A 24,893-nucleotide genomic window follows, 5' to 3' on the forward strand; every position below is an offset into this window, starting at 1 on the left:
ATCGTTCCTACTTATTGTTTACGTTCCTGAACTATTATCCGTAGTTGCGAATTCGATCGATAATATTTTGACGCACGGTGCAGAGCTAAATTCGATATTTTTTGACATCCTGCGAAAAGGGTATTTGTTCCTCACATTCCCCCTCCTTCCATTTGTATATGAAAAATTCAACTTGGCGGGCAGGCTGATCGCCGTATCAAATTCAAAGCGGGTTTTTGTAAGGGGTATGACGCGTCGTTTTGGCGTGCCACATGGTCGAGTTTACTCCTCTGGCATGCCGGGCCAGACGCTAATTTTCATTTTCATGAAGCCGTTCAAATTGAGGATGGTTACCTCCTTTTCGTATAGCCTCATGGGTATGTCGTATGATTTGGGCAAAGTTTTAAATGCGCACGTACGCAATGATTTTTGAATAGCGCCGGCCTCGACCATAAATAAATGGAGGGAGTGGGGGAGCCGAACGAATGCTCCGCAATCAAATTTTACTCGCCGATGCGTCGAACACGACGCATAAACCGATTTACCTTTATCATAGCCGCTTGTGCGCTGGTCGGCCCCAATTTAACGAACTCGACGAATAAGATTTGCAGGTTGGACAAACCCTTATCGAAATGGCAACGTTTGAGCGTTTGCGGGGAGAAATAAAATCCAAATGCCGATTACCGTTTCAGAAAAGCGCCTTTCGGTATTTTTTGCGATTTTTCTTGCCGCATTCTTCGCCCGGGTTGCGATACAATTAGTTCAAAAATTTTCAAGCATCGGCTGGCTGCCACCGTTTGAGCGGTGGCAATCCGGCCTGTTGCCCTATCCAGTGCTGCTGGCCGCACAAATTGCCATCCTAGCCGGAAGCCTGTCGTTCCTGATGAAAATTATGCAGGGCAAGCTGGTTCGTCACTACCTGCGCGGACGGGTGTTGCGGATTTTGGGCTGGCTTTATCTGGCCTTCGATATTGTCCGTATCGTTTTAGGAGCAACTGTCCTGCGAGATAGTCATTTTTTCAACAACCCCATCCCTGCCACCTTTCATGTCGTGTTGGCGCTGATGGTGCTCATCTGGGCTGGTTTCCATCTGAGAACGCCAAGGCCTTTGTCGGCGTAATTCCCAATCCATTGGCTTGAGGGGGAATGTGATCAAGATGCAATTTCGCTTGGCTATCAAAGGTGAGGGACGGTGAGAAGGCATCATGCACGAGAAGATGACGGCCGTATCCGCCTTCAAATCCCAAAAGTGGGAACATTTCCGGTGCCAAAGCCAACGCTGCCCGGGTAAGGCAACTCGTCTCGCCCACTTGAGATCCCAACACCAGACCAAACCCTAGTTCGCGCAAATGGCGAACTAAATCAAGGCTGCGCAATAGCCCACCCATTTTTGAAATGCGCACGTTGACAATATAGGCCTGCGGGTCAGGTTTGACCGCAAGAAATGCTGCCAGATCATACCGGTTTAGCAGGCTTTCATCGAGAATGACCTTTAGCCCGGTATCATTATGAATACGCCCCATGCCGGCAAAATCACGCGCCTTGATTGGCTCCTCAACCGCCCAAGTATTGGCTTGCAGAGGCTTCAAGGCTGCAACCGCTTCGCTCGCGTCAGTCCATAAATTGTTACCGTCGAGGCGCACTCTGGCAAACTTGGCGAGGTGCTTCACCCGTTTCACATTTCGCCTTTGATTTGCCCCGACCTTGAGCTTAGCTGATCTCATCCCGGCAGCCTTAAATCGCCATGACTGAAGTTGAAATATCAACGGATTGTCACTGCCAGATACGGCCGTTACTTCCAGAGGGCGAGACAGTTTGCTGAGGCCTAGAAACGCTTCAATGCCTAGGCCTGCGCGACGGGCCATTAGGTCGATCATTGCCAGCTCAAACGCGCAAAACGCGCTGGGGTTCAGGTTAATGTCTGCCTCGTGCCTTTGACAAAGACGGCGTAGATCATCCAAGTTGCTAACAGTTTGACTCCATGGCCCAATACGCGCTTTCAGCCACGTCACGGCACTGGCCATGGTCTCGCCCGTTACGTATTCGCGTGGACATCCTTCACCGTAGCCGCAAAGCCCGTCTGCGTCGCGCAGGCGCACCACGACTGCCGAGGATACCTTGCGCCGCGCACTGGCATGTGAAAACGCGGTTTTGAATGGTATCTCAACCTGGATTACCTGTGCATCCATCTTAAGCCTCCACAAAAGCGGCAAAATCGAACGCACTCTCGCGACGGTATTGCAGGGTCATGACCTTAAACTGCGCTTCGCGTTGCCCCCGCGCAATGTGAAAATCCCGATAGCTCAGGGCTGTCTCTGGCTTCAGAAAATGAACCTTCAATGGGGCCAGTCGTCCTGTCTGACGCTTTGCGGCATATTCAATATTCATAGAGCATAAAAGCTGATCAATCCGCTGGGAAAGGTCCGCTTTCGAAAGCGGTACATCGCCATCCTCCTGGTGGACGTGCAGATAGGCCATATAACCAGCGGCCTCCTCATCGGCCAAAACCACATAGAAACGAATTTCGCCGGCGACCGCTTCCCCTAACCGTGCCATCGCTTCATTGACCTGCTGTTCACTAAGCTTCTCACCGGTAATGCTGGTGAACCCCTTGCCCTTTTGCTTGAAGCTCAAGGATACGGTTCGGCCAATCCGCGGCCCGGCCTGCAAGATATCGTTCATGACATACCGGTATAGTCCGTTCAGCGTCGTGACGATGACCTGATAATCTTTACCCTCGACCAATTCATGCACAAGCAGAGTGCTCCGTCTGCCTTCGTCCCATTCTGCTGATGGAATGAACTCAAAAAAGACGTCCTCCAACAACGGCAGGGCTAGATTGCGCGTCACATCTAAAACTGCGGTGCCCCGTAATTCGCTGGCGACATAGCCAGCCTCGATTAGGCGCGTATCCACATGTATGGCCCGACGCACGGCTTGGGCAGCTATTGCGCAACTGCCGCCTGTCCAGGTCACGACGCCTTTCAGGTTCGGCCACAAGTCATGGATCGAGGTCTGATCAATCTGAGATAAGTGATCCAGATGAGCGGCGCGCTTGGTGGCCGGGCTAATGGCTCGTTTGACCGCCCGGTATATTGCGGGGGGCAAGCTCTCAATTCCGTCAAGATGACCGCGCCGGACATCGACGATCATCTGCGCCCAATTTTGCTGAAAATAGTCGCGTAACCGCAAGAACGTGGATGGGTTTGCCGTGGAAACCGCCGTTAGGTTCTCATGCTTCAGCGCTAGATGCGCGACAATAGCGTATTTAAGTGCTGCATTATCGATTGAAAACACTTCAGCGGGCACAACATATTTTTGCCGGATGGCCTTGGGCATTGTCTCATAGATCAGGCCGGTGACCGAACCGATGGGGGTGCCGTCACCTAGACTGTCTTCGTGCGTGGCTCCGCTGAGTAACAGTATCTTACCTGAATACATATCGCAGGCCTGAAGATAAGCGTAGGCCATAGCCGCCTGGACCTTGACCACACGCTTCAGCGCTGAAGGCGTAATCGGAATCAACTTGGGCGCAGACAAAGTGCCGCTGGTACGGGCATACATCAACGGTTTTTCGCTTACGATCGCTCGTTCGCCCGCAATTTGTCGATCAATGTAGGGGCGTAAATCCTCATAGGTCGATAGCGGCACGCGTGCGCGGAAATCATCAATGGTGCGGATGCCGCTGAACCCATGATCAGCGGCGAAAGCCGTTCCCCGGTTCGCGCGCAAAATTCGTTTCAAGGCATGTACTTGCGCGGCCTGCGGTGACGCAGCCGCACGCTGCAAAGCTTTGTAAGCCTTGCCGCCGCGATAACTTAAGCCCAGCCTGAAGACTATATCTGAAAACCAGCCCATCAGCGCTTTCGCCGAACAGGCGCCCACAACTGCGCCCAGAACCCCTCAGGATAGGGATAGCCCAGTCCCAGATTTCTGACATTTGCCCCGTTAGGCCGATAATAGGTGCCAAAGAGCAAATCCCAGACGATGAAGGTATGGGCGAAGTTATGGGCTGCTATTTTCCAATCTTCGGCATGGTGCCAGCGATGCACCTCAGGGCCGCTCAAGAGGTAGTTTAAGGGGCCGAGGCGTAGGTCAATATTGGCATGTTGCAACAGGCCGCTCGTGGCATAGACCACGAAATAAAGCGCCAATACCTCAGACCCGATACCCAAAAAAAGAAAAATCAGGGTGTCGAGGACATATTGCAGCGTCTTGTCCAAAGGGTGGAAACGAAAGACGTTAATGGCATATAGCTTTGACGGCGCATGATGCACCTCATGCAGGCGCCACAGCCAGGCAACTTTATGCGACCAGCGATGCAACCAGTACCGCAGGAAATCGCCAATCAAAATCTTAAGCAACACTTGCGCCCATATAGGCCAAGCTTGGGGCCATAAATTTAGGCTCAGGCCATGATGCTGAAAGACTTGTAGTAGGTAGTAGGCGCTGATCCAGCCCAGGCCCAGGGGCAGTAAAACCTGCACGAAGGCCATAAAGATCAGGTCCGTGACCGTGTCACTGACGACCGGCTTCCAGTCTTTGCGATAAGGGATAATCAGCTCAAAGGCACTAATCAGCAAGAAGGCCGCAACGACAGCCAAATAAGGGGCATAGGTCAATGATCCGTCGATCTGGCGTAAGGCATAATAGCAACAGATACCCGTCGCCAGACATGTTGGATAGGCGATGAGTTTCAATGGATATGAAAGCCCTTTAGTCACACCGTATCCCCACAAAGCCGCATCAAGACCATATAAGGCTTTGTCGTGCCGGTCATGTCCTGTTTTGAGCGATCAGCGGTAAAATGAGCTGTGATGGGTATTTAAAGCCGACGAACACCTTTTGCTGACCTGAATTAAGATTGCGGTCATAACGCGGAAAATTGCTGCTAGACACCTCAAGTCGAATACGATGCCCCTTCAGAAACACATTGGCCGTCGGAGACAACTCAATCTCAATGCGCGTAGGCTGTTGTGAGGTCAAATCATACTGACGACGTAATATGCCCTCACTCAAATTATAGGCTGACCCATCCGGATGAACATCAACCAGCTTTGCCGTAAAATCTGCCGACGCCGCATCGGTGGCAACATATAGAATCAGCTTAATGGGCCCCGTCACCTCGGTATCGTCGCGCAGGGGTGAAGTAGAATAGGTCAGGATATCAGATCGTTGTTCGATGTCGTTCTGCTTCATCATCCCTGAGCGACGGCTCAACATGGCGCCGCCTCGTGTTGGCACAGGATGGGTTGGATCATAGCGATACGCTTGCACCGTTTCGGTCAGAGGCGGCTTGATGGCCAATTCTCGATTACTCAGGAATAACGGCGTGTAGCGGGTCCGCGCCAGTGGCCACTCATTTTCATGACGCCATCTGTTGATACCCATGACGTAAAGCCGGACCTTCGGCACGTTTTCAGCCGCAATGTCCAGACGGCTATCAAACCAGGGTATAGCCTGCATCACACTTTCGCTGCGATACGGTACAGGCCTTGCCTGACCGGGTAGGTCGAGTTCGCGGGCATGTCCCCATGGCCCTATAATTAACTTTGTGCCTTGAGCAACTTGCAGTTTGGCGCTGCGGGTAATGGCCTCATAGTCATCCAGTTGTCCGGCCAGGAACGGATCAAACCATCCTCCCAACAGCAAGACCGGAGCCTGAAGATTTTCCGCCCGCCGTTCGCCATCGATACCCTTCCAGTAGGCATCTCGCTCTGGATTGCTCACCCAGTCATTATAAAAATCCGTGTCGCCTATCGCCAAGTTATCGGCTTTTGAAATGGGTAACGCCCAAACTCCACGTTCGAGATCAGCCAGCTTGACCTCACGATCTTTGTCGCCACGACTGGTGATCGCCCAGTTCAGCGCGCTTTCCAGCGCGAACGCGCCACCTGGATAGAACATGCGGTGAAAATCCGTGCTCGCGATTTGAATGAAGTAAGCGTCAACCTCAGGCTGATCGGATACCGCCCATTGCGTATAGCCAAATGCTGACCCGCCCCACATTACCAGCCGACCATCATACCAAGGCAGGGTTTTTAGCCATGCCAAGGTCTGCAGTCCGTCTGAACGCTCATTCTTCAAAGGATAGAAACGACCGCCAGATTTATAGCGTCCTCGCGTTCCCTGAACGACGACCGCATATCCCCGGCCGGCCCAATAGCGGCCAATCATGCCAATGCGCAAACGATTGTAAAATGTATCTGTAACAGGCAACCTGATTAAAATCGTCGGCGTCTTACCAAGCTCTTGAGGCCGATAGATATCCGCCCTTAAATTGATACCGTCCTCCGTAGCAAAGCCGGAGGTTTGCATCGTTACATGATGGGTGGCCGGTCGCACGTCGTCAGATTTGAAAACCAAATGATTAGCCAAAGCTTCCAAGAGGTAATCGCGCCCTAAAAATAGAAGGGCCAACATCAACCCAACAGCCGATAGGATTTTGTATTTTAGCTTCACGTGAGTGCCCGTCTGCCTGCGCTGCCTTGATGCATTTCTGCGGTATTTTTTCAATCTCGCATAGATGCCTTACAAAAGGTTCGGCAACTCGCGCCTCTGCTCATCGGATAGGATTGACCATGTTAGACACTGAATGTCGGCTTTGGGGAGGGAAATGTTCAATCGCCATCGGGACTGTTCCATTTCCACCTCTAGCGCTTAGAGGGCCCAAAGCACGTAAATATAAGCTTTGCAACTTTTTCAACTTATAATTAAAATGACACCCATAAGTAGTATTGGAGAGGTGACATGGTGCTGAAAAAATATATGATTGGCGGAGTTTTGGGGTTTTTGTTGACGTCACTGACGCCAGTGGCCGCGAATGCCATCGATTTCGAAAAGGTCAAGGACCAAGTATTACCGAAGCAAGGCGAAGTGGAGCAGTCTGATATCTGCGTCAGCGTTATGATGCTCACTGCATTTCTTTTGAAGAATCCTGAAAGCGGCAGCACCCCTCAAGTCCAGGCTAGGTACGAAGATGGAGCCAAGCTCTGGCTCGATGAAGCTATCAAAAGGCGTAATGTGAAAACTCCCGAGGAAAAGCAGGCTTACGTGAAGCTGATGATTGCGAATGAACACGCGTGGCAGGATCAGAATTACCAGACCTAAAATCGTTACGACAGGTATTGCCAGGTGGAGACCGAAAACCTTAAAGCGCAGCGGATGCTTGATGGCTTGAAAAAGAACTAGTGGTTGATGTTGGCCCGCCCATTTTAACGACTCAAAGTCGCTCCGTCTCATGGCAGACGACCGATGCTTTCTGGCCCGGAACGGCTTCCAATTTAGCTTCCCAGCGCAGGGCCTCAACGTAGTCGGGAAAGGTGGCAGCCCAATCCACGTACAGATCGCTAAATTGAGACATTGGATTTGCATTGCCGGCTTCGGCGCGCGTTTTTAGTTCCAGAATACCTTGCGTCGACATTTGCTAATGGTCTGGCGTCATAGGCGAGACAGGACTGCAGGTAGCGGCCGCGCCCTTACTTAGACCGGTAAGGGGCATTTTCACGATTTGCAGCGCGCCCGCGTTTGGCATACGTTTGGCTATTCATTCTTTAGCTTAGATGATGCCTTCACTGTCACGCGGCATCGCTGGTGATGACCTGTCCGCTCAGCATTCTTTTGACAATCGACAATGGCCGCATGGTTGTCGCGTTCCAGGTTGACGGCTTGCTGTATTGCCGCCCACTGCTCAGGATTTGCAGATGCCATCAATTGCTGGCCAGCCTCCCATCGATCTTTACCTAAAAGCCAAGCCGCGCCATGCTCGGGGAATAGCCTAAAGCATCCAATCGTCAGTATAATGGCAACAAAGGCGCCTGCACCGGCCGCAAAGGCGCTGAACCGCAAGACTTCACGATCCTGATCGTCGGCCTTCCGAGCGCCCGCAATCCACGCCGACAAATCATAAGTCGTGTCCTTCAGGGCTTTAGCCGCATCCGCGATGGTCCGTCGGTCGTCAGCCCGGGCCTGGTTCCCGGTCTTGCTCATCTGTTGCGCCATTTGCTCAGCGGTCGTGTTCACAATGGGGCGCTGCGTCAGCCAGTCCAATGACGTCGACGCCACTGTCAGGCCATCTGCCATTATACCCAAAGTCTCGCTGTAATCAGGCGCGGCGCGCTGCTCGTCGGCCATGCGCTCGATAACCTTGCGCATCAGCTTCACCTCGCGGCGCAAGTCCTCAAACGCTTCTCCTGCCGACCTTGGCTCGGCTTCACTATCCGTATTGTCAGTCATTTCAGTTTCCCTTTCTGCTACATGCCGATGTCGAGCCCGCGTGAACGTCCCAGGCCTATGCTGGCGCCAAGGTCATGCGACAGGCTCCGCTCCATGTCCCATCCGGCGCCGCTACTGCTGAGGCCCAGGGCCAGGCGTTGATTGCGCAGGAGTGACTCCATCTGCGGATCGCGCTCCAGCGACTTGGCCATGGCGCCCATCTGATCGCGGACATGGTTCGCCGTGGCTGTGTCGCCTGAGCGCTCCGCCCCAACCCGGCGCGCGTCCATTTGTCTCCAGTCATCGATGAAGCGATCGGCCCGTTTCATGGGATCGGCCCTGATCTCGGCTTCCATCTGGAGCACGCGGATGGATCGTTGGGTGCGTCCGCCAGCGGCCTCGCTGGCCATGGTTGGATCGGCGCTATAGGCGCGCTCCAGGTCATGGGACGCGTGCTTGTCGAACCCATTCAAGCCCTCACGCGCCTTTTCAAGGGCGGTTCTTTGGTGCGGCAGAACTGGCAGGTCCTTGTCGTGCATTTGGAAGATATCTTTGACGGCCCCAGCGTGGCGCTGGATGGCGCTGCGGCGCAAAGCGTCGCGATCTTGCCGGTAATCGGTCGGCTTCGGTTGGGGCGTGGATGATCGTTGCCCCAGGTCCAGGCCGTCGAACATACTGCGCACCTTCTCCGGGACCTGGCGGATGATCTCGACCACCCGTTCGCGCAAAGTTATGCCGCGTCGCTTAGCGAAGGCCTTGGCGCCGTCGTGGTCCAACGCCATGTCCTTTGACCGCTCACGCGACAAGGTACGGCTGAGCCGATTCAGATCGTTAAAGTCGTCTTTGCCATAATGGAGGTCCACGCTGTCACGATGGCGGGAGAGGGCGACATAACTCGAATGGCTATCAAGCCCCGGTGTGGCCAGAACATGCACACGGTCGATGGTGACGCCCTGGGATTTGTGGATGGTGACGGCGTAGCCGTGGTCGATGGCGTTGTAGTCCTTCAGATCAAACGCTACCGACCGGCCATCGTCTAGGCGGACAGACATTCTATTGGTCTCGACCAACTCAGCCGTGCCCAAGGTGCCGTTCCTGACGCCACCATGCTCATCAAGCCCGCGCTCGTTCTTGAGGAACAGAACCCGGTCTCCGGCCGCAAAAGTGCGATCGCCGCGCTCAACCTTGATGTCGACATCGTCGCCCAGTTCGCCACGTTCTTTGCGGTGCTCACGCGCCAGGGCGTTCAAGACCTGCACCTCGTCATTGGTGTGGGTAAGGATCAGCCGTGAGGCGTCGGGGTAATCAAGCCGATCCTTGTCCCAGCGCTTGACCAGGTCGTGCCTAGCGTCCTCGCGGGTCTCGGCCTCGTGGACATGGCCATGATCATAATAGGCATGCAGGGCTTGCGTCGTCCTGCCTGTGGCCAGATGACGCGTTGCGTCGCGCTGCCAGTCTTCGTGCTGACGGCGCACCTGCGTGATCTCAACACCACCGTGGCGCTCATGGATCGCGCGGAAGGCGGCACCGGCTTCGATGGCCTGAATCTGTTCTGGATCGCCGACAAGGACGATCTTGGCACCGGCTTCAGTGGCGGCGGACAGCACGCGCTCCATCTGGCGGCTGCCGACCATGCCGGCTTCATCGACCACAAGCACATCACGCGCCGTCAGTAGCTCACGGCCCTTGCCCCATTGATGCTCCAGACTAGCGATGGTGCGAGATTGAATGCCGGAACCGCTCTCCAGGTTCTCAGCAGCAATGCCGGACAAGGCAGCGCCTCTGACGGTGTAGCCTGCGTCCTCCCACGCCTCACGTGCGATACCCAGCATGGCGCTCTTGCCGGTGCCGGCATAGCCGACAACGACACTAAGACCGTTGGCTTTTGTGACGTGCGAGAAGGCAGCGTTCTGTTCACCTGACAGGGTGAAGCCGCGCGCCTCGGCCCGCCCCAGCACCATCTCGCGGCTGGCTGCAGAGACGCGATGGTGTTCACGCGCCTTCATCAGGTCCGCCGCGCGCTGAAGGCGCTGTTCGGTCTCGATCATATCGCGGCTGGTGAAGCGCTCATCGCCACGTCCGTCCTTGCCCAGTTCGACCAGATCGGGGGATTGGCGCACGGCGGTCATGACGGCATTGAACTGATCGGCGCCGTCGGAATGGCGGTGCACGAACATGCCCAGGTCGCGCTTTGTGAAGGTCGCCTGAGTGTGGGTGATGGCGTTTAAAGCGATCTTCGGGTTGGCGAGAATGCGCTCACCATTCCTGTAAGCAATATCGGCATGATCCTCGATGCGCTCGGCCTCAAGCCCTTGCGCCTCCATACGACGTGCCGTTGCGCCGATCTTGCCCTGTGGCTCCAGGTCGATGCCTTGCTCTTCGAGTGTACGGTGATCGATACGGGCGTCGATATCCAGTTCAGCAAGCCGCTGATTGACATGCTCGGCCCAGGCCTCGCGCCAGTGCTCGACCAGCTCGACGCGGTTCCAGTCGCGCACCTTGGGTCCGAAGCTGTCTTCGCTGACCTCACGCATGGTCAGCATGACATGGGCGTGGGGTTTGGGCTGGCCGTCTGCGCCGATGTCCCAGTGCACATTGAGGTCGGCGATCATGCCCTGATCGACAAACTCACGCTGAACAAAGTCGCGGGCGAGGTCGATGCCTTGTTGCTGGTTCATCTCACGCGGAATAGCGAACTCGACCTCGCGGGAGAGCTGGGCGTCCTTGCGCTTCTCGAAGGCTTCGACATCGTTCCACAGCCGCTCCCGGTCCGACCATTCCGGCGGCGCATTGTCGGGGAGCATGACCTCGGAATGGACAACGCCGGTCTTGTGGGTGAAGTCCTGGGCGCGATCCAGCCGCTCGTCAAACAACCGGCCCGCCGAACGATAGGCAGCCGAGGCCACGGCGCTGGATCCGGCCGCTCGGGAAATCACTTTGACGGAGAGATGATATATCGCCATGGCGACATACCAATTACGCTGAAAAGAGCACGTCGGCACGACGTATAAGCGCGCCCTCCCAAGATTAAATCTCGGGATGGACCGGGCCGTCTCAACCGGTCTCGGCAACACTGGAGCCTATCCGAGCAGCCTATCCTATAATGGTCTCAGGCTCAAATGCAGGAGATGGCTATGCGTAAACCAAGGGACTTCGACGCGGAACTGAAGGCGCTGAATCATCGTGCGAGGACGTTGAAAGACAGAAAGGTAAAACAACTGGGCGAACTGGTCATCGCCACCGGTGCGGACGCGCTCGACATCGACACACTGGCCGGCGGACTGCTGGCCATGGTCGCGGAAACCAAGTCGGATCGAAAGGAGGGATTACGTAAAGCCGGTGCGGCTTTCTTTCGGGGAGGGGGACAGAGGGAAACTGGGGCAGGACCTGAAACGGACCCTGCGACGACAGCAGAAGCTGGTGGCTATGCGCAACCGTTTGAACTTAAGCCAGGCGAGAACTGATACGCGGGACTGGGTGATGAAGCGACGCGAACGGACCCGTCATCTGATCGAGCTCGGTGGCTTGGTCATCAAGGCAAAGCTCGACGATCTGACCGGCGATGATCGCACGGTTCTGTACGGGTCGTTTCTGACCCTGGCAGCGAAGCTCAAGGGCGGGGAGGGCGCAGCCAATATCGAGGTTTGGCGCAGAACCGGAAAGCTAGCGTTCGAAGCCGAGGCGGAAGAGAATACGGCCAGAACCGGAGACGCGCATCGGACCTATGAGCGACGTGGACGGTGAAAGGGGCGGCAGGTCAGTCTCTTGGAAACTGCCTGCAAAGTGCCGGGCTGTCTGTCGCGCCTCAAGCCCCGGATTTACCGAAGGGTCGGTAAATCCGCCTGTCGGTGAAGGGCTTGACCCACGCCTGCCAGCCCGACAAGGGGCCACCATATCCGTAAGCGGGAGAGTGCCCGCTTACGGACAATGAATGACAGGGGAAGCGGTGATGTCATTGTGCCACGGCGACAACACAACAGACGCGAACCCGGCAATTCGGATTGCGGTATCGGCACACTTGCGTTATGGTTGATCCTGGAGTTGCCGCATGCAGCTCTGGGGCGTGGAAACCCCGAAAGTAAGCTGGTTTGTTGATCGTCCAAAACGACAGCACTTCTGCTATGAGCCGTAAGAGAATGCCACTACAGTGCGCGGGTGATGCCGCCTGCTGTCAGGCAGATCGCGCGTTGATTCTCATGGCGGGGGAGCCTTTGGCGTATGTCCAGGCACGCAAGTGCTAAAGGCCAAAGGGATCGGGCTTACTCGGTTTTCCAACTCCCCCGTCACCAACGCAGATGCGGGCCTGACACGTGAGTGCAGGCCTCGTGGAGGTCAACGCAATGGGAATGGAAGTCACAAAAACACACTGGTTCACTGAAGAGCTTATGGGCCGACAGCTCTGCTGGTTTCATGACTACGTGTCGCCGCATCGGGCCGAATACATGTCACTGGGACGGCGGTTGAGCGACAGCACGCGCGCGGCCAGGCGCATTGTATCAGAGGCCGAGGTCGAACTGATAAGCTGTGACCACTGGCAGTACATCACCGACCCACGGCGCTACATGCTGCGCCTGGTGTTCGATATCGCGGTACAGAAGGTCAGAAGCCTGCACCCCTCGATCAATGCCTACATCGCGCCGACACCGGTCGATGCGCCGCAACGGTGGGAGCGGCGTGCGGACAATGACATCGTCTTGAATGCCCTTGATCGCGTGCCGTCACTGTATCGTCGGGTCTTTCTTATGCGGCGGGCAAGGGGACAGACCCTGGGCGAGATCGCCAAACACCTGAATCTGTCGCCAGCCAAGGCCATGCAGCGTCTTGTCAGCGCGCAAGTGATGTTCTGCAACGCGCTTGACGAAGAAACCTGTATGCCGGCGCGTGCTTGCGCTCTGACGGATGGGTATTTACGTGGCGACAACGGCTAGCGCCATGCGCCCGGACCGCAGGCATAAGGAATGGGATACCACTGCATTGATCCATTAAGCGAAGTGGTGCACAAAGAATTGAGGACAGAGACAGCCATGAACATCGACAAACTCGACCACCTGCCGGATACGAAACGACGCGAACTCGAACGCGTCGTGAAGATCCTGTTTGACGAGTTTGAGGATGCGACCAAGACGGCGCTCTCCCCAAAGCGCAAGGCGGGGCGCATCCTCAAAGTCATTCTGTTCGGTTCCTATGCGCGTGGCGACTGGGTCGAAGATCGCCTCAGCGGCTATCGCTCCGACTATGACCTGCTCGTTGTCGTCAATGGTCAGGACTTTACCGACCTGCATACTTATTGGGACAAGGCCGATCAGCATTTCATCCAGGAACTGACCGTCACCCAGCGTATCAAGACCCCCGTGAACTTTATCGTGCACAGTCTGGATGACGTGAATGACCAGTTGGCCAGGGGACGCCCGTTCTTCTCGGACATCGCCCGCGACGGTATACTGCTTTACGACGCGCCGGGGCATCCGCTTGCGAAACCGAAAGCGCTGACGTCTGAAGAGACCAAGAGTGAGGCCTCGGGTTATTACGAGCAGTGGTTCCCGCGAGCTCAAAACTTTGAAAAAATCGCTGCGTATTGTATAACCATCGATGACAAGAACCTAAGCGCATTCAATCTGCACCAAGCGGTCGAGGCACTTTACCATTGTCTTTTGCTGACTTTCACGCTGTACAGCCCGAAGAGTCACCGCATCCCGGTGCTGCGTTCGCAAGCCGAAAATCTCGACGACAATCTTAGGGGCATCTGGCCGTCCGAAAGCCGCCTCCATCGCCAGGCTTTCGACCGTCTGCGCCGGGCGTACGTCGAGGCGCGGTATTCTGCCGACTATCAGGTCACTGATGAAGAGCTGAACTGGCTGGTGGAGCGCGTGTCGTTGCTTCAGGAAGCCGTTAAAGCCGCCTGTGAGCGACATCTCGCTATGAATGACCAATAAAGTTAGTAAACCTTGGATTCTGGTGTTTCCTTTGTGATGCTCTCGGAATGTTCCTGCGGTAGGTTCCAATAAATCGACGCGCCACGTCGCCTCGCCACAAAGGGAAAAATAATGTCACTGTCCGCGCTCGCATTGCTTTTGACACTCGGCACGACACAAATTGCCGGCTGGAATTTGACCAACGGACACGATAAGAGCACAGGAACCGACAACGTCATTTTGTCGCGCATCGAGAATGGCCGAAGTCTCGAATTTAGTTGCCGAGATCCCAAAAGCAGTCGTCCGGCGGTCAGGTTCGCGTACATCGATGGATCATATGTTGGAAGGCCTGGCGCCTTCCAATCGATAATTGTGCAACTTGACGACGACGCTCCAATGGACGTCATAGGGAGTTATGAAGCCATTGAGCATATTGTGATGCCGCCAACTGGTGTTTCCACAGTGATCCTTGACCGCCTTAGCAGCGCATCAACCGTGCGGGTCAAGGTATTCAATGTCCACGGCGAGCCTGTGAACTCACAATTTAGTGTTGCAGGGGCTTCGCCTGCCATAAAAGCATTCAAGCATGCCTGTTTTTGATTAGAGTTGATTTAGGACAAAGGTTGTTCATTCCGAACAGGCACTTTCCGGCGCATCGTACCCGAACGGCGAGTCTGGCTAGAAGCCGCCCAATTTGGATCGAAACATTATCCTGAGGGCAGCGGCGTATGCTCAGAGAATGGCGTCCAGGCCTTTACGTCTGATTACGTTCAACAGCACCAAAGCAGGACCTGTTGGCTGTCGAACGCCACGCTCCATTTGGGAGACGTAACCCGATGTGACATTGATATAGTGCCCCAAAGCGCCTTGGCTAAGATGGAATTTCTCACGCAAAGCCTTGATCTGGATCGGTGTTATATCCTCGACGTTCGTCGTGTCGAAAACATCGCGCAAAGTGATCTTGGCATGGGCGTCAGCATCGATGATGCCGACACTGAGCATGTCGTCACCCATATCCCGAAGTGCTTCGTGCATGGGGCTTAACTTACGTACTTGGACCATTTTCTACCTCGATCTCAAATAATGCCTTACGCTCTTTCAGAGCGTTAATTTGTAAATCCGTCGCCTTTAACCAACCGTCGGCGGCGGCTTTAAAGGCCTCAAGTTCCTTGGGACCGATATTGTCCCGTTCATTTTTAGCAAAGCCATACATAAATACAGCCCTGTCCTTGATTCTGAAGGCAAGTATCGTCCGATATCCGCCGGACTTGCCTTGTCCGTGACGAGCTACCCGCTGTTTGATCACACCGGCGCCGAGGTCGGCTGCAATTGATCCCTGCTCAGCATCTGCAACAGCCTTAACAAGAGCCGCGTTTGCGATGCGTTCTTGCCGTACAAACTTCTCGACAGACTTAACTAAGAAAATGCGCATTCCGCACCCTATGATCTATGCACTATAGTGCATTGAGCGAAAAAGTCAAGATTCGACTGCAGATACCAGCTGAACAAATTGCAACTCTCAGCGCCCGAATTAGATACAACCGTGAGATTTGAGTGATACCTCGGGGAACCGGATGCTGAACGTTCGCATCTATATTCCGGCCCTTTAAAGTAGACGTTCATTGGATGAGACGTTGTGGGACGATGTTTCACGATAATGTTACCTTTCCTCTTCTTGTATATTCTTTCCTAACCTTTCCTTTTCTCTGCTTTTGATGATCTTTGATGTTCATTTGGTACCATATGGCCATCCACCATATTGAATTGTCGTGAGATTTCTATCAATTTTTGCCAGGTGCCTTCGCATCTCGTGAGAAATTGGAGAAGTCCATGATGTCCCAAGTCGACCGTATAATACGTTTGAAAACCGTTCTGGACCGTACAGGTCTCAGCCGTTCGACCCTCTATCGCAAGATTACAGAGGGAACATTTCCGTCACAACTGAAGATCAGCGTCCATGGGGCCGGCTGGCATGAATTGAGTGTCAATCAGTGGATCGCAGACCCGGTTAGGTGGCGAGATAACATTTCGAACATTTGCGTGCAGTCAAAGAATTGACAATCTATAGAGGAAAAGAAGACGTGCCGTGTCGCGAACTCAATGATTGGGAAACGTCCGGCTTTTCGTAATCTGAACACGTCAGCCTATCTAGAAGCACCGGCATTTAACCAAACTGAGGTTTTTTCGTGGTGATCACGCGCCTCAATTTTCACACAATCCGCGCTAAACCTCCGCGTGTTGATGAAGGTCATCTAGGCTTTCGAGGGAGGGAATTATGCGTGCGTTCTTATTGAGTGGTGCGGCTGCGACCGTGATCCTAACAGTGTTGCCGGCCCCGATGGCGGCTAAGGCGCTCACGCCTGTCAGGGAACCGAGATCGCCTGTTCATTGCAACGCGACCTCAAACGATGGTTACAGTTACGCAAGCCATTACGCCGTGTCGCCTCAACAGGCTGCGCCCGCGCCGGTCGTTTCTCCGCCTCCGCCTGTCGTTCAGGCGCGCGAAACGCCGCCGAAACCGGCGACTGCGCCACCGCCGCCGATCCCTGTCCCACCGGTGCCGCAGGAAAAGCGCTTAGAATATATAGCGCCTCCGTCGATGATGAATGCCAGGGCGGCGCCACCTGTTGGAGGCATGATTGCTTCCCAGCCCGAGAACCGCGAACGCTATTCAGCCGAAGATGTCTCTGGCATCATGCGTGTCGCTGAGACGCCTGTGTCCACATTTTCAGTCGATGTCGATACTGGCGCCTACGCCAATGTTCGGCGCATGGTGAATGATGGACAAAGGCCGCCGGTCGGGGCCGTCCGGACGGAGGAACTGCTCAACTACTTCCGCTACGATTATCCCTTGCCGAAAGATCGCACCCAGCCATTCTCCATTACGGCCGACGTTGCGCAAACCCCATGGAATGCGCAAAGCCGGATTTACGTGTGGGACTGCGAGCCTATGACGTGGCGCGCAATGAGCGTCCGCCGGCCAATCTGGTGTTTCTGGTCGATACGTCTGGTTCGATGAACAGTCCGGACAAGCTGCCGTTGGTGAAGGCGGCTTTGACTACTTTGGCGGACCAACTGGGGCCAAATGATAAGGTCTCCATCGTCGTTTACGCGGGGTCCGCCGGTATTGTTCTGGAGCCGACGCATGACAAGCGATACGTACGTCAGGCGCTGGAATGTCTGGCGGCCGGCGGTTCAACGGCAGGCGGGCAGGGCATGGCCCTGGCCTATGCCACGGCGAAGGCGAACATGATCAAGGGGGGCATCAACCGCGTCATCATGACGACGGATGGCGATTTCAACGTGGGCATCAGCCGCAACGAGGACATTGAAGCCTTAGTGAAGCAGAACATGGAGGGCGGCATCACCTTGACGACGCTGGGCTTTGGCACCGGTAATTACAATGAAGCCATGATGGAAAAGATCGCTGACATCGGTAATGGCAACTATGCCTACATCGACAGCGCCGCCGAGGCGCGCAAAGTGCTCGATGACGAGATGTCCGCTACCTTGTTTACGGTCGCCAAAGACGTCAAAATTCAACTGGAGTTCAATCCAAAATACGTCTCGCAGTATCGGCTGATCGGGTACGAGAACCGCGCCCTGGCCGAGGAAGACTTCAATAATGATGCCGTTGATGCCGGTGATATAGGCGCAGGCCATCAGGTGACGGCGCTCTATGAGGTGATACCGACTGGCGTTGAGGGCTGGTTACCGGATCGGCATTTTGCAGCCAATAATGCCACCGCTAACGCCGAACATAACGATGAGCTGGTCTGGATGAAGCTGCGTTACAAACTCCCAAACGAAGAGACATCACGCTTGATCGAACAAGCCGTTCCGGCCAATACGCTCGCAAAAGCTGCTCCGGCGCGAGGCGATCTGGCCTTCGCGGCGGCTGTAGCAGCCTATGGTCAGTTCCTGCGCGGCGACACTCACCTCGGCACGTTTTCGTTGAGCGACGCTCGCGCGCTTGCCGGCGCTCAGAACGATTACCGTCGTCAGGAGTTTCTTGAACTGACGCGGCTGGCCGAGACCGCAAAGGCGCCGAACTAGGCATCTATTTTGGGCAAACCATCGCGCAAGACGCATTTGAAAACGGTCCTCCGGGATCGGATGCCGATCCCATTGGGTATGCCGAAAAGCCGACCGATTGCGGACTACGATCCACGGATACCTTTAGACTGTTGTATTTTAGTGGGAGGGGCGGCTGACTCACCACCAGATTGGATCCGTATGCCCATAAACGGGTTGAATGGCTGAACGTTGAAGCTTGTGAATTGCAAGTTGCTCTTTCTGCGAGTCACTCACTTGGCGTCGCGATAAACATCGAACGGATCATTTGCAAAGCCTCGCGCTGGTCAATCTTGTTTGTCGCCATGGCGATCCGGGTCATGGCTTGCGCCATGCCGCCCAAGATGATGTCGCCCGCCATTCCATTGACCTTGGGGCCAATGGAATCCAACACAAGCCATTCGACCGCCTCGACTTTTTGTTCATAGGTCAAGCCGCTCGTGTCTATTTCCTCGCTGGTTAGTCGTTGATCTGACATTCGTGTCCCCCGTAATAAGGTGGCATCATTTCACCATTTTGCGTGTCTGAAAAGTGAACTTTACCGACGGTTTTAAGGGGTGGCCTGCGTCATCCACAGTTTCTGCTCACGGGTACATATCAAGGGTGGTGGCCGCAGCGGCAGCCGAAGTGGCGTGTAACGGCGGGCGGAACGCGTTTTGCAGGGTGTCGTCTGAATGCGATTGGAGTTTCGTAATGAGACATATTAGGTACGCAGAGAGGCCGAAAATTGCCGAAAAACAATCTGGTAAGGTCAGTTTTGACCGTATCATGTACCTTGTCGCGTGGTGTGGTTTCACCCTGATCGGGGTGGCATTTGTTTTAATGTGGCACGTCTGATAGGCATCTCAGTCTTTGCGACCCGCTGTCGACGATTTGTGTAACGCTGCGAGGATCTTGTCTTGCTGCTTGCCGTTGGCGATCAGCTATACCTGGTTCGGGTCGTGACATTTCAACTGTCAGCCCAGGTAGAACCAAGAGAAGACGAGTCAATAAGCGCGAATGCGACGCCGCCGCTTACGACTTTCAGGACAGTTTGAATACCTGCATCTGAGCTACTAGAACTACACGTCTCCAGACGAAACCCAAACACCCGCCAGATAAGCACCTGTAGGGTGAAAACCCGCAAGACTTTCTTGCGTTGGCCGAACCAGCGACATAGGGCCGCTAAGCAACCGGTCAAACCTGGGTCAGGACATAATCAATTGCCGCACAAACTGCGGCCACCTGGGCGTCGCTGCATTCCTGAGGGGAGGCGCGGGGACTATCAGGATAAACCTCGGTCGTGGTCGTGTAAGGCGCGCCGGTTATGCCGGTACACATGGCGTATTTGGCCACCGGATACTCAATGACGCCATGCGCAACCAAGGGGGAGCCGATGATGTTGCCATGCGCATCTGGGGGCGCGATGTGCGTGACAGCTTCCACGGCGGTGATAATCGCCTGTTGAAATGCCGGTTGCGGGTTGTCACTGTCGTCCACAAGATAGAAGCCGTCGGGGATTTCGTCCGGCTCGTAATCCTTGCCGTCGCGTGCGGCGAGCGCCGGTCGGAATTCGCTTTCATCGCTATCGGTCGTCTCATGCAGGTCGATGTGCATGAGAACCTGTCCGTGTAACGGCGTCAGTAGCTTGACGAGGGCGGACGATTCCTGTGCCGGCCCGTTGGGGCGGAAGTTGCGGTTAGGGTCAAGAGCGTCATAGTTCCAGCGGTTTATACGTTCGTAGCCCCACGGGCTGACGCAGGGCACCACGATAAGATTGACCCTGCCGGCATACCTGGCCGCCTGGGCTTCCAGAAAGGCCAGGGCACCCGTCACGCCGCTGGTCTCATAGCCGTGGACGCCGCCAGTCACCAACGCCACCGGCAAGGCGGGGTTCCAGTCGCGCGAACGCAATGCGTAGAGCCTGTACCTGTCGTCAGCGTAGTTGAGTTCACCATAGGTTTCGATGTCGAACTGATCCGACAAAAAGTCTATGCGGGGGAGGACCTCCTTGGCATAACTCCGCAAAGGCATGCGACGTTCGCGCCAGGTGTCGAGCTCAGCTTCGCCCCAGGGCGTTCCATGTATTCCGATAGGGTAGGTGGCTGCTGTCATCATGGGGCTCGCGGTCAGAGAAGACGTGCTTCAGATTAAGGACGCATTGGCTTGTGTGTCAAACCTGTCTTGATTTGGGGTCCCGACGCGCTTAGCGCTGGCGTACCCAATGGGCAGTCCTGCCGACTCGAACTGAACACCTTCGGCGACCGGAATAGACATTGCTAAGCTCATTTTACCGGCGCGACTTCCGATCGGAAGACCCGTTTTGGCGCTTTGTGTACACTAAGAGTTGAGCGACGGGCCACAGAGTGGACATATCTTTAGCTGTTAGGCTAACCACCGCCTATCTATCAATAAGAGTCGCGAAAGTCGTTGCCCAAGCCACCGGCACGGCCGAGCGCGAGGCATCCGAAGCCATGCTGGCGGTTAGGGTCAAGCACACCGGCAAGCCGGCGACCGTAGGCGAAGACAAGGCTTATGATGTCGCCGCACATGGCGAAGCCTTACGCAATCTTGGCGTGGAGCCGCATGTCGCCCGTAATAACGCCACGACTAAAACCGGCAAGACCAGAACGACCATCATCGACGATGAAACGGCCGCCAGCGATGGCTACGCAATGTCACAGACCCGGCGAAAGATGATCGAGTGCATCTTCGGTTGGGGCAAGCAGCACGGCACGATGCGTAAGACAAAGCATCGCGGCCTTGAAGCTGTAGCTGGAGATTTTCTGCTCAATCTCATAGCCTACAACCTCATCCGGATACCCAAGTTGCTAACCGCATAGGAGAGGTCCGTCTAAATTTAGGAAAGCAACAAAAACAACAACGAATGAAGACACATAAAAGACCAAGAGACTTACGAAAAAATGCGGAAAGGCCAAAGGCAAAGCCTTTTTCAGCACACTGCTAGTAGAACCTTTCTGTATGCTCAGCAACAATCACCGCTAAATCGAAGCGCTTAGTTCAAAGGCAAAGCCTTTTTCAGCACACTGCTAGTAGAACCTTTCTGTATGCTCAGCAACAATCACCGCTAAATCGAAGCGCTTAGTTCACTGGCGATTACGAGGGGGGCCGCTTTCGGGCTTTGGTGGAAATTTAGATCATACGTCCACATCGGTATAGGGTTATCGGATGCCTGCCGAGCGCCGACGTTGATCCAATCCTGAAGGCAGGCGTCGGATAAGCCTCCAGGGAGGAAGCCGCGGGAATGTCGAGCTTTGATTATGCCAGCCTATGGGGATTTGGTAAGTTTGGCACTTGGGGTGGTGCCCATTTGAGGCCAATTATGCATCCCGTTCGTTGCGAAGACGATCACAGAGTGTGGCTTTTGATAGGTTTTCTGCCAACTGCTATCGGCTGACTGGCCCAGGCATTGACCGGGACGCCAATTTGGCAACGACGGTGCCGATCGCTGTCTTTTAAGACAGCGGCACATTGCCCAACACGCGTTGTTCTGTTGCGCGATAGCGTCAGTCATGATGTGTCGATCCGGATTTTAGGTACGGGCTGATGCCGGGGCAAACACCCGCGCGCGAAGGTTTCGATCATGACCATACGCCCCCCGCAACAGCGGCAAGGATTGGGGCGTGATGGGAGCTCGTTATCATTCGCGGGCTCTGGTTCAGTTGGACATTGTGGTTCCGGCACATTGAGCAATTTGCGCGCCCGCGCGATATTCTCAGTCCGGCCACCATTGGCGAACAAGCCGTAATGGCGGATGCGATGGAATCCACTGGGAAGCACATGGATAAGGAAGCGACGGATAAATTCGTTAGGGGATAGCGTCATGACCTTGGCCTGGTCTTTGCCGCTGGCCCGGTAGTCTTTCCATTTAAAGGTTATCCCGGCATCGTTGATGGCGATCAGTCGTGAGTTGCCGATGGCAACGCGGTGGGTATACCGCGACAAGTAAGCCAAGACAGCTTCTGGTCCGCCAAAGGGTCTCTTCGAATAGACGACCCACTCGGTTCTTCGAAGTGGTGCGAGATAGTCATTGAAGGTGTCTGGATCTGCCAATCTGGCGAGTTCATTGAAGACCTGAAGTCGCCCTTCGTTGTGTGCGGCCTTGAGCTTTTCCAAAAACAATCGGCGAAACAGGCGTGATAGAACCCTGACAGGCAGGAAGAAGCCGGGGCGGCAGGCAATCCAGCTCAGGCCATCGCGTGATATGCCCCCTCCAGGCACGATGATGTGGACATGGGGATGGTGGGTCAAGGCCGATCCCCAGGTGTGAAGCACGCCTGTCACACCGATCTTTGCGCCCAGATGCTTGGGATCTCCAGCGATGGTGATGAGCGTTTCCGATGCGGCCTTGAACAGGATGTCGTAAACGACGGCTTTGTTCTGATAGGCGATGTCGGCGATAGCTGCCGGGAGGGTGAAGACGACGTGATAATAGGGAACCGGCAAAAGTTCGGCTTCACGATCTGCCAACCATTGCTTGGCGGCCATTGCCTGACACTTTGGGCAGTGCCGGTTGCGGCAGGAGTTGTAGGAAATAAGCAGGTGCGCGCAATCCATACACGCCTCGACATGGCCCCCAAGGGCTGCCGTTCGGCAAGAACTCGATGGCGGACATGACCTTCAATTGTCCAAGACTGATCCGTCCGGCGTTGGCGGATCGCCAAGCCGAGCCAAAGCGGCGGAAGATATCCGCGACCTCCAGTGTTGGGCGTGACACGGAACCCACCGGTCAGGCTGGCGGCCTTACTTCCGCAACGGGCAGAAAATCAAGGGGGCTGGTGATCTCGCCAATCGCTTTGAGGGCAACTCGGGTATAAAGCGCTGTGGTGTCGAGCTTCTTATGGCCGAGCAGAACCTGGATGACGCGAATGTCGGTCTTGTTCTCGAGAAGGTGGGTGGCGAAACTGTGACGTAAGGTATGTGGGGACACACGCTTAACTATCCCGGCCTGTTCCGCGGCTACGTGGCAGAGGCGATTGATCTGGCGGGGCGTCAATGGCGCCATGCCTTCATTCCAGGGGCTTGGGAACAGCCAATAGCGCGGGCGATACTGAGACCAATATGTACGCAGCAACTCAAGGAGTTGCGGCGACAACATGACATAACGGTCTTTACGACCCTTGCCCTGTTCAACTCGAACGGCCATCCGTTCACTATCAATGTCGCCGACTTTTAGAACGGACACCTCATGGACCCGCAGCCCGGTCGCATAGGCCGTGGTCAACATCGTCCTGGCCTTCAGGTTGGGCGCGGCAGCCAGAAACCTGGCGACCTCCTCCTGGCTAAGAACGACCGGCAAACGCCGTGCTTCCCGGGCGAAGACAACCCGATCCGTGACCTCAGGCCGGTTCAGCGTCGCCCGGAAGAAGAAACGTAGGGCGGTCATGGCAATATTACGGCTCGGAACGCCAAGACCAGAGGTGGACAGGTGAAGTTGGTATCGGTGGATATCCTCAAAATCCGCCTTGTCCGGGGAACGACCCAAAAAAACGGCAAAGTTCTTCACATGCCGCAAATAATCTTTCTGGACCTTTGGAGAAAACTGACGGATCGTCATCTCTTCAATCATGCGCCGGCGTAGCGGACTAACTGTCTCGTCGCTCATGGGGGAGCTCCTGTCTTGAGTGAGGTGGTTCGAAGCCCTCTATCTCAAGACAGGACATGCCCATCGCGCTACTGTTCTCTACTATTGACGTGCAAAACTACCGCGCCAGCGGTTTAGTCCTTGGGCGCCAAGCAGTAGAGTCAATTCCATTTAGCAAACTGCTGTGTGCTGGGGCAGTTGGCACAATCGACGGCAGGGCGGCGTTTCTGAGTAGTTAGCAGGTCAGTGATCAAGGCATCGAGGTCGTCCGCAGTTTCGATCTCGCTGATATTACGCGCGAAGTGGTCGGGTGTGAAGCTGCACGGGGCGATGTGGCCGCGCTCATCGATAAACAGAAACGACTCCGCTATCCGGCATTCCGGGACAGGAAACACTTCCCCTTGCGAGGCTCCTCGGATACGGCGCAGATAGTCCGGTCCGCCGATTAATCGCGTGCCTTGCAGTTCAAGCGCGGCGCGCAAGGCCGGCAGTTCGGCTTCGAGCCAGGTGATGTCGTCCAGGTTCAGTTGGTGGGCTGGATAGAATTCAGGCCGATCGCGACCGCCAAGTTGATTGAAGCAGATCTCATCGATGCCCCAAGTCGCCAGTTCCTGGCAAAGTTCACCGAAGGTGCGAACGTTGTCCGCCATCAGCACGACATTGGCGCGCAGCGTCAGGGTTGAGGCGCAGGCCCGGCGCTCGGCAATCAGGTCGCATACGCCAGTTTTTAGTTTGCCGAACGCGCCTCTCCAGCCACGCATGTTGTCGTGAAAGTTCGCAAAGCCGTCGATAGAAACGGTCAGTTCCGAGTACGTTTCCAGTACGTGCTCGCGCACGCGCTGGCTATTCAGCGCCGTGCCATTCGTCGTCGTGCTAACTCGTACTCCGGCACCGTGGGCGGCGTGCGTCAGTGCCTCTAGCTCGGACCAGAGAAAGGGTTCGCCGCCCAGCCAGCTCAACAGGACCTGCCGCTTGTGTCGCACTTGCCACTGACGCAGGACATTGATGAATGCCAATACTTTTTCCGGTTGCGCCTCGGACCTATCAATATCCAACCGCTTATCATAGGCGCAAAACGGGCACGACAGATTACAACGGTTCAGCACCCTCCAAACGATAATCATGATGCG

The 24,893-nt window shown here is 55.2% G+C and carries 24 protein-coding genes and 1 pseudogene; 11 read left to right on the forward strand and 14 right to left on the reverse strand.

The window, feature by feature from the left end:
• Positions 1 to 652 precede the first annotated feature (652 nt).
• Positions 653 to 1,099, forward strand: a complete 447-nt coding sequence (locus ABQ278_RS07795; protein WP_349321976.1) for a hypothetical protein — start codon at positions 653 to 655, stop codon at positions 1,097 to 1,099.
• Here ABQ278_RS07795 and ABQ278_RS07800 read toward each other — a convergent pair.
• The 4 genes from ABQ278_RS07800 to ABQ278_RS07815 form a co-directional block, all read right to left on the reverse strand.
• On the reverse strand, positions 1,050 to 2,168 hold the full coding sequence (locus ABQ278_RS07800) for an enolase C-terminal domain-like protein (protein WP_349321977.1): 1,119 nt from the start codon (positions 2,166 to 2,168) through the stop codon (positions 1,050 to 1,052). The genes ABQ278_RS07795 and ABQ278_RS07800 overlap by 50 nt on opposite strands.
• A 1-nt stretch (position 2,169) precedes the next feature.
• Positions 2,170 to 3,837 carry a GH3 auxin-responsive promoter family protein gene (locus tag ABQ278_RS07805; protein ID WP_349321978.1) on the reverse strand — a complete coding sequence of 556 codons (1,668 nt, stop codon included), beginning with the start codon at positions 3,835 to 3,837 and terminating at the stop codon, positions 2,170 to 2,172.
• Complete coding sequence (locus ABQ278_RS07810) at positions 3,837 to 4,679, reverse strand: sterol desaturase family protein (RefSeq protein ID WP_349321979.1); 843 nt, start codon at positions 4,677 to 4,679, stop codon at positions 3,837 to 3,839. Before ABQ278_RS07810 ends, ABQ278_RS07805 begins: the two co-directional genes overlap by 1 nt.
• Positions 4,680 to 4,755: 76 nt before the next feature.
• Positions 4,756 to 6,441, reverse strand: coding sequence for a CocE/NonD family hydrolase (locus tag ABQ278_RS07815; protein WP_349321980.1), 1,686 nt, complete (start codon positions 6,439 to 6,441; stop codon positions 4,756 to 4,758).
• 288 nt (positions 6,442 to 6,729) lie between these two features.
• Here ABQ278_RS07815 and ABQ278_RS07820 point away from each other — a divergent pair, with 288 nt between their 5' ends.
• Entirely contained in the window at positions 6,730 to 7,089 is a 360-nt protein-coding gene (locus ABQ278_RS07820) for a hypothetical protein (RefSeq protein ID WP_349321981.1), read from the forward strand.
• Positions 7,090 to 7,201: 112 nt separating this feature from the next.
• On the opposite strand, the gene ABQ278_RS07825 is transcribed toward ABQ278_RS07820, so the two are convergent.
• The 3 genes from ABQ278_RS07825 to traA all read right to left on the reverse strand — a co-directional run bounded on the left by ABQ278_RS07825 (position 7,202) and on the right by traA (position 11,156).
• Positions 7,202 to 7,402, reverse strand: coding sequence for a hypothetical protein (locus tag ABQ278_RS07825; RefSeq protein ID WP_349321982.1), 201 nt, complete (start codon positions 7,400 to 7,402; stop codon positions 7,202 to 7,204).
• A gap of 119 nt (positions 7,403 to 7,521) precedes the next feature.
• Positions 7,522 to 8,214: a DUF6118 family protein gene (locus ABQ278_RS07830; RefSeq protein ID WP_349321983.1), complete on the reverse strand. Its 693-nt coding sequence runs from the start codon at positions 8,212 to 8,214 to the stop codon at positions 7,522 to 7,524.
• Between the two features lie 17 nt (positions 8,215 to 8,231).
• Positions 8,232 to 11,156, reverse strand: a complete 2,925-nt coding sequence (traA, locus tag ABQ278_RS07835; protein ID WP_349321984.1) for a Ti-type conjugative transfer relaxase TraA — start codon at positions 11,154 to 11,156, stop codon at positions 8,232 to 8,234.
• 171 nt (positions 11,157 to 11,327) lie between these two features.
• Here traA and ABQ278_RS07840 point away from each other — a divergent pair, with 171 nt between their 5' ends.
• The 5 genes from ABQ278_RS07840 (at position 11,328) to ABQ278_RS07860 (ending at position 14,705) form a co-directional block, all read left to right on the forward strand.
• Positions 11,328 to 11,657, forward strand: coding sequence for a conjugal transfer protein TraD (locus ABQ278_RS07840; RefSeq protein WP_349321985.1), 330 nt, complete (start codon positions 11,328 to 11,330; stop codon positions 11,655 to 11,657).
• A gap of 16 nt (positions 11,658 to 11,673) precedes the next feature.
• The gene (locus ABQ278_RS07845; protein ID WP_349321986.1) at positions 11,674 to 11,937 is read left to right on the forward strand and encodes a conjugal transfer protein TraD; all 264 of its coding nucleotides are present in this window, start codon (positions 11,674 to 11,676) and stop codon (positions 11,935 to 11,937) included.
• 566 nt (positions 11,938 to 12,503) lie between these two features.
• Positions 12,504 to 13,121, forward strand: coding sequence for a sigma factor-like helix-turn-helix DNA-binding protein (locus tag ABQ278_RS07850; RefSeq protein WP_349321987.1), 618 nt, complete (start codon positions 12,504 to 12,506; stop codon positions 13,119 to 13,121).
• A 96-nt stretch (positions 13,122 to 13,217) separates the two neighbouring features.
• Complete coding sequence (locus tag ABQ278_RS07855; RefSeq protein ID WP_349321988.1) at positions 13,218 to 14,126, forward strand: HEPN domain-containing protein; 909 nt, start codon at positions 13,218 to 13,220, stop codon at positions 14,124 to 14,126.
• Between the two features lie 111 nt (positions 14,127 to 14,237).
• Positions 14,238 to 14,705 carry a hypothetical protein gene (locus tag ABQ278_RS07860; protein ID WP_349321989.1) on the forward strand — a complete coding sequence of 156 codons (468 nt, stop codon included), beginning with the start codon at positions 14,238 to 14,240 and terminating at the stop codon, positions 14,703 to 14,705.
• 132 nt (positions 14,706 to 14,837) lie between these two features.
• Here ABQ278_RS07860 and ABQ278_RS07865 read toward each other — a convergent pair whose 3' ends face one another.
• Together ABQ278_RS07865 and ABQ278_RS07870 are read right to left on the reverse strand one after the other, a co-directional pair.
• Positions 14,838 to 15,140 carry a helix-turn-helix domain-containing protein gene (locus ABQ278_RS07865; RefSeq protein WP_349321990.1) on the reverse strand — a complete coding sequence of 101 codons (303 nt, stop codon included), beginning with the start codon at positions 15,138 to 15,140 and terminating at the stop codon, positions 14,838 to 14,840.
• Between the two features lie 10 nt (positions 15,141 to 15,150).
• Entirely contained in the window at positions 15,151 to 15,537 is a 387-nt protein-coding gene (locus tag ABQ278_RS07870; protein WP_349321991.1) for a type II toxin-antitoxin system RelE/ParE family toxin, read from the reverse strand.
• Between the two features lie 401 nt (positions 15,538 to 15,938).
• On the opposite strand from ABQ278_RS07870, the gene ABQ278_RS07875 reads away from it, so the two are divergent.
• The 3 genes from ABQ278_RS07875 to ABQ278_RS07885 all read left to right on the forward strand — a co-directional run bounded on the left by ABQ278_RS07875 (position 15,939) and on the right by ABQ278_RS07885 (position 18,161).
• A complete protein-coding gene (locus tag ABQ278_RS07875; RefSeq protein WP_349322122.1) occupies positions 15,939 to 16,163 on the forward strand; it encodes an AlpA family phage regulatory protein in 225 nt (74 codons plus the stop codon).
• 379 nt (positions 16,164 to 16,542) lie between these two features.
• Positions 16,543 to 17,124 carry a von Willebrand factor type A domain-containing protein gene (locus ABQ278_RS07880; protein ID WP_349321992.1) on the forward strand — a complete coding sequence of 194 codons (582 nt, stop codon included), beginning with the start codon at positions 16,543 to 16,545 and terminating at the stop codon, positions 17,122 to 17,124.
• The gene (locus ABQ278_RS07885; protein ID WP_349321993.1) at positions 17,040 to 18,161 is read left to right on the forward strand and encodes a YfbK domain-containing protein; all 1,122 of its coding nucleotides are present in this window, start codon (positions 17,040 to 17,042) and stop codon (positions 18,159 to 18,161) included. The genes ABQ278_RS07880 and ABQ278_RS07885 overlap by 85 nt, the downstream gene beginning before the upstream one ends.
• 247 nt (positions 18,162 to 18,408) lie before the next feature.
• Here ABQ278_RS07885 and ABQ278_RS07890 read toward each other — a convergent pair whose 3' ends face one another.
• Together ABQ278_RS07890 and ABQ278_RS07895 are read right to left on the reverse strand one after the other, a co-directional pair.
• Positions 18,409 to 18,657 (reverse strand): hypothetical protein, encoded by a 249-nt coding sequence (locus tag ABQ278_RS07890; protein ID WP_349321994.1) that lies wholly within the window; start codon positions 18,655 to 18,657, stop codon positions 18,409 to 18,411.
• A gap of 698 nt (positions 18,658 to 19,355) precedes the next feature.
• Positions 19,356 to 20,276: a M14 family metallocarboxypeptidase gene (locus ABQ278_RS07895; protein WP_349321995.1), complete on the reverse strand. Its 921-nt coding sequence runs from the start codon at positions 20,274 to 20,276 to the stop codon at positions 19,356 to 19,358.
• Positions 20,277 to 20,524: 248 nt separating this feature from the next.
• Here ABQ278_RS07895 and ABQ278_RS07900 point away from each other — a divergent pair, with 248 nt between their 5' ends.
• Complete coding sequence (locus tag ABQ278_RS07900) at positions 20,525 to 21,001, forward strand: transposase (RefSeq protein ID WP_349321996.1); 477 nt, start codon at positions 20,525 to 20,527, stop codon at positions 20,999 to 21,001.
• A gap of 688 nt (positions 21,002 to 21,689) precedes the next feature.
• Here the strand turns inward: ABQ278_RS07900 and ABQ278_RS07905 are convergent.
• The 3 genes and pseudogenes from ABQ278_RS07905 to ABQ278_RS07915 form a co-directional block, all read right to left on the reverse strand.
• A pseudogene (locus ABQ278_RS07905) lies at positions 21,690 to 22,896 on the reverse strand (IS91 family transposase).
• Between the two features lie 12 nt (positions 22,897 to 22,908).
• Positions 22,909 to 23,784: a tyrosine-type recombinase/integrase gene (locus tag ABQ278_RS07910; protein WP_349321997.1), complete on the reverse strand. Its 876-nt coding sequence runs from the start codon at positions 23,782 to 23,784 to the stop codon at positions 22,909 to 22,911.
• A 140-nt stretch (positions 23,785 to 23,924) separates the two neighbouring features.
• Positions 23,925 to 24,887, reverse strand: a complete 963-nt coding sequence (locus tag ABQ278_RS07915) for a radical SAM protein (protein ID WP_349321998.1) — start codon at positions 24,885 to 24,887, stop codon at positions 23,925 to 23,927.
• Positions 24,888 to 24,893 lie beyond the last annotated feature (6 nt).

It is taken from the genome of Asticcacaulis sp. MM231 (genome assembly GCF_964186625.1).
Lineage (GTDB): Bacteria > Pseudomonadota > Alphaproteobacteria > Caulobacterales > Caulobacteraceae > Asticcacaulis.

What these genes read in the sequence shown, in the direction of transcription:
- ABQ278_RS07795 (WP_349321976.1), top strand. Translation starts at nt 653, where the DNA reads ATGCCGATTACCGTTTCAGAAAAGCGCCTTTCGGTATTTTTTGCGATT.
- ABQ278_RS07800 (WP_349321977.1), bottom strand. Translation starts at nt 2,168, where the DNA reads ATGGATGCACAGGTAATCCAGGTTGAGATACCATTCAAAACCGCGTTT.
- ABQ278_RS07805 (WP_349321978.1), bottom strand. Translation starts at nt 3,837, where the DNA reads ATGGGCTGGTTTTCAGATATAGTCTTCAGGCTGGGCTTAAGTTATCGC.
- ABQ278_RS07820 (WP_349321981.1), top strand. Translation starts at nt 6,730, where the DNA reads ATGGTGCTGAAAAAATATATGATTGGCGGAGTTTTGGGGTTTTTGTTG.
- ABQ278_RS07825 (WP_349321982.1), bottom strand. Translation starts at nt 7,402, where the DNA reads ATGTCGACGCAAGGTATTCTGGAACTAAAAACGCGCGCCGAAGCCGGC.
- ABQ278_RS07830 (WP_349321983.1), bottom strand. Translation starts at nt 8,214, where the DNA reads ATGACTGACAATACGGATAGTGAAGCCGAGCCAAGGTCGGCAGGAGAA.
- traA (WP_349321984.1), bottom strand. Translation starts at nt 11,156, where the DNA reads ATGGCGATATATCATCTCTCCGTCAAAGTGATTTCCCGAGCGGCCGGA.
- ABQ278_RS07840 (WP_349321985.1), top strand. Translation starts at nt 11,328, where the DNA reads ATGCGTAAACCAAGGGACTTCGACGCGGAACTGAAGGCGCTGAATCAT.
- ABQ278_RS07845 (WP_349321986.1), top strand. Translation starts at nt 11,674, where the DNA reads ATGAAGCGACGCGAACGGACCCGTCATCTGATCGAGCTCGGTGGCTTG.
- ABQ278_RS07855 (WP_349321988.1), top strand. Translation starts at nt 13,218, where the DNA reads ATGAACATCGACAAACTCGACCACCTGCCGGATACGAAACGACGCGAA.
- ABQ278_RS07860 (WP_349321989.1), top strand. Translation starts at nt 14,238, where the DNA reads ATGTCACTGTCCGCGCTCGCATTGCTTTTGACACTCGGCACGACACAA.
- ABQ278_RS07865 (WP_349321990.1), bottom strand. Translation starts at nt 15,140, where the DNA reads ATGCACGAAGCACTTCGGGATATGGGTGACGACATGCTCAGTGTCGGC.
- ABQ278_RS07870 (WP_349321991.1), bottom strand. Translation starts at nt 15,537, where the DNA reads ATGCGCATTTTCTTAGTTAAGTCTGTCGAGAAGTTTGTACGGCAAGAA.
- ABQ278_RS07875 (WP_349322122.1), top strand. Translation starts at nt 15,939, where the DNA reads ATGTCCCAAGTCGACCGTATAATACGTTTGAAAACCGTTCTGGACCGT.
- ABQ278_RS07890 (WP_349321994.1), bottom strand. Translation starts at nt 18,657, where the DNA reads ATGTCAGATCAACGACTAACCAGCGAGGAAATAGACACGAGCGGCTTG.
- ABQ278_RS07895 (WP_349321995.1), bottom strand. Translation starts at nt 20,276, where the DNA reads ATGATGACAGCAGCCACCTACCCTATCGGAATACATGGAACGCCCTGG.
- ABQ278_RS07910 (WP_349321997.1), bottom strand. Translation starts at nt 23,784, where the DNA reads ATGAGCGACGAGACAGTTAGTCCGCTACGCCGGCGCATGATTGAAGAG.
- ABQ278_RS07915 (WP_349321998.1), bottom strand. Translation starts at nt 24,887, where the DNA reads ATGATTATCGTTTGGAGGGTGCTGAACCGTTGTAATCTGTCGTGCCCG.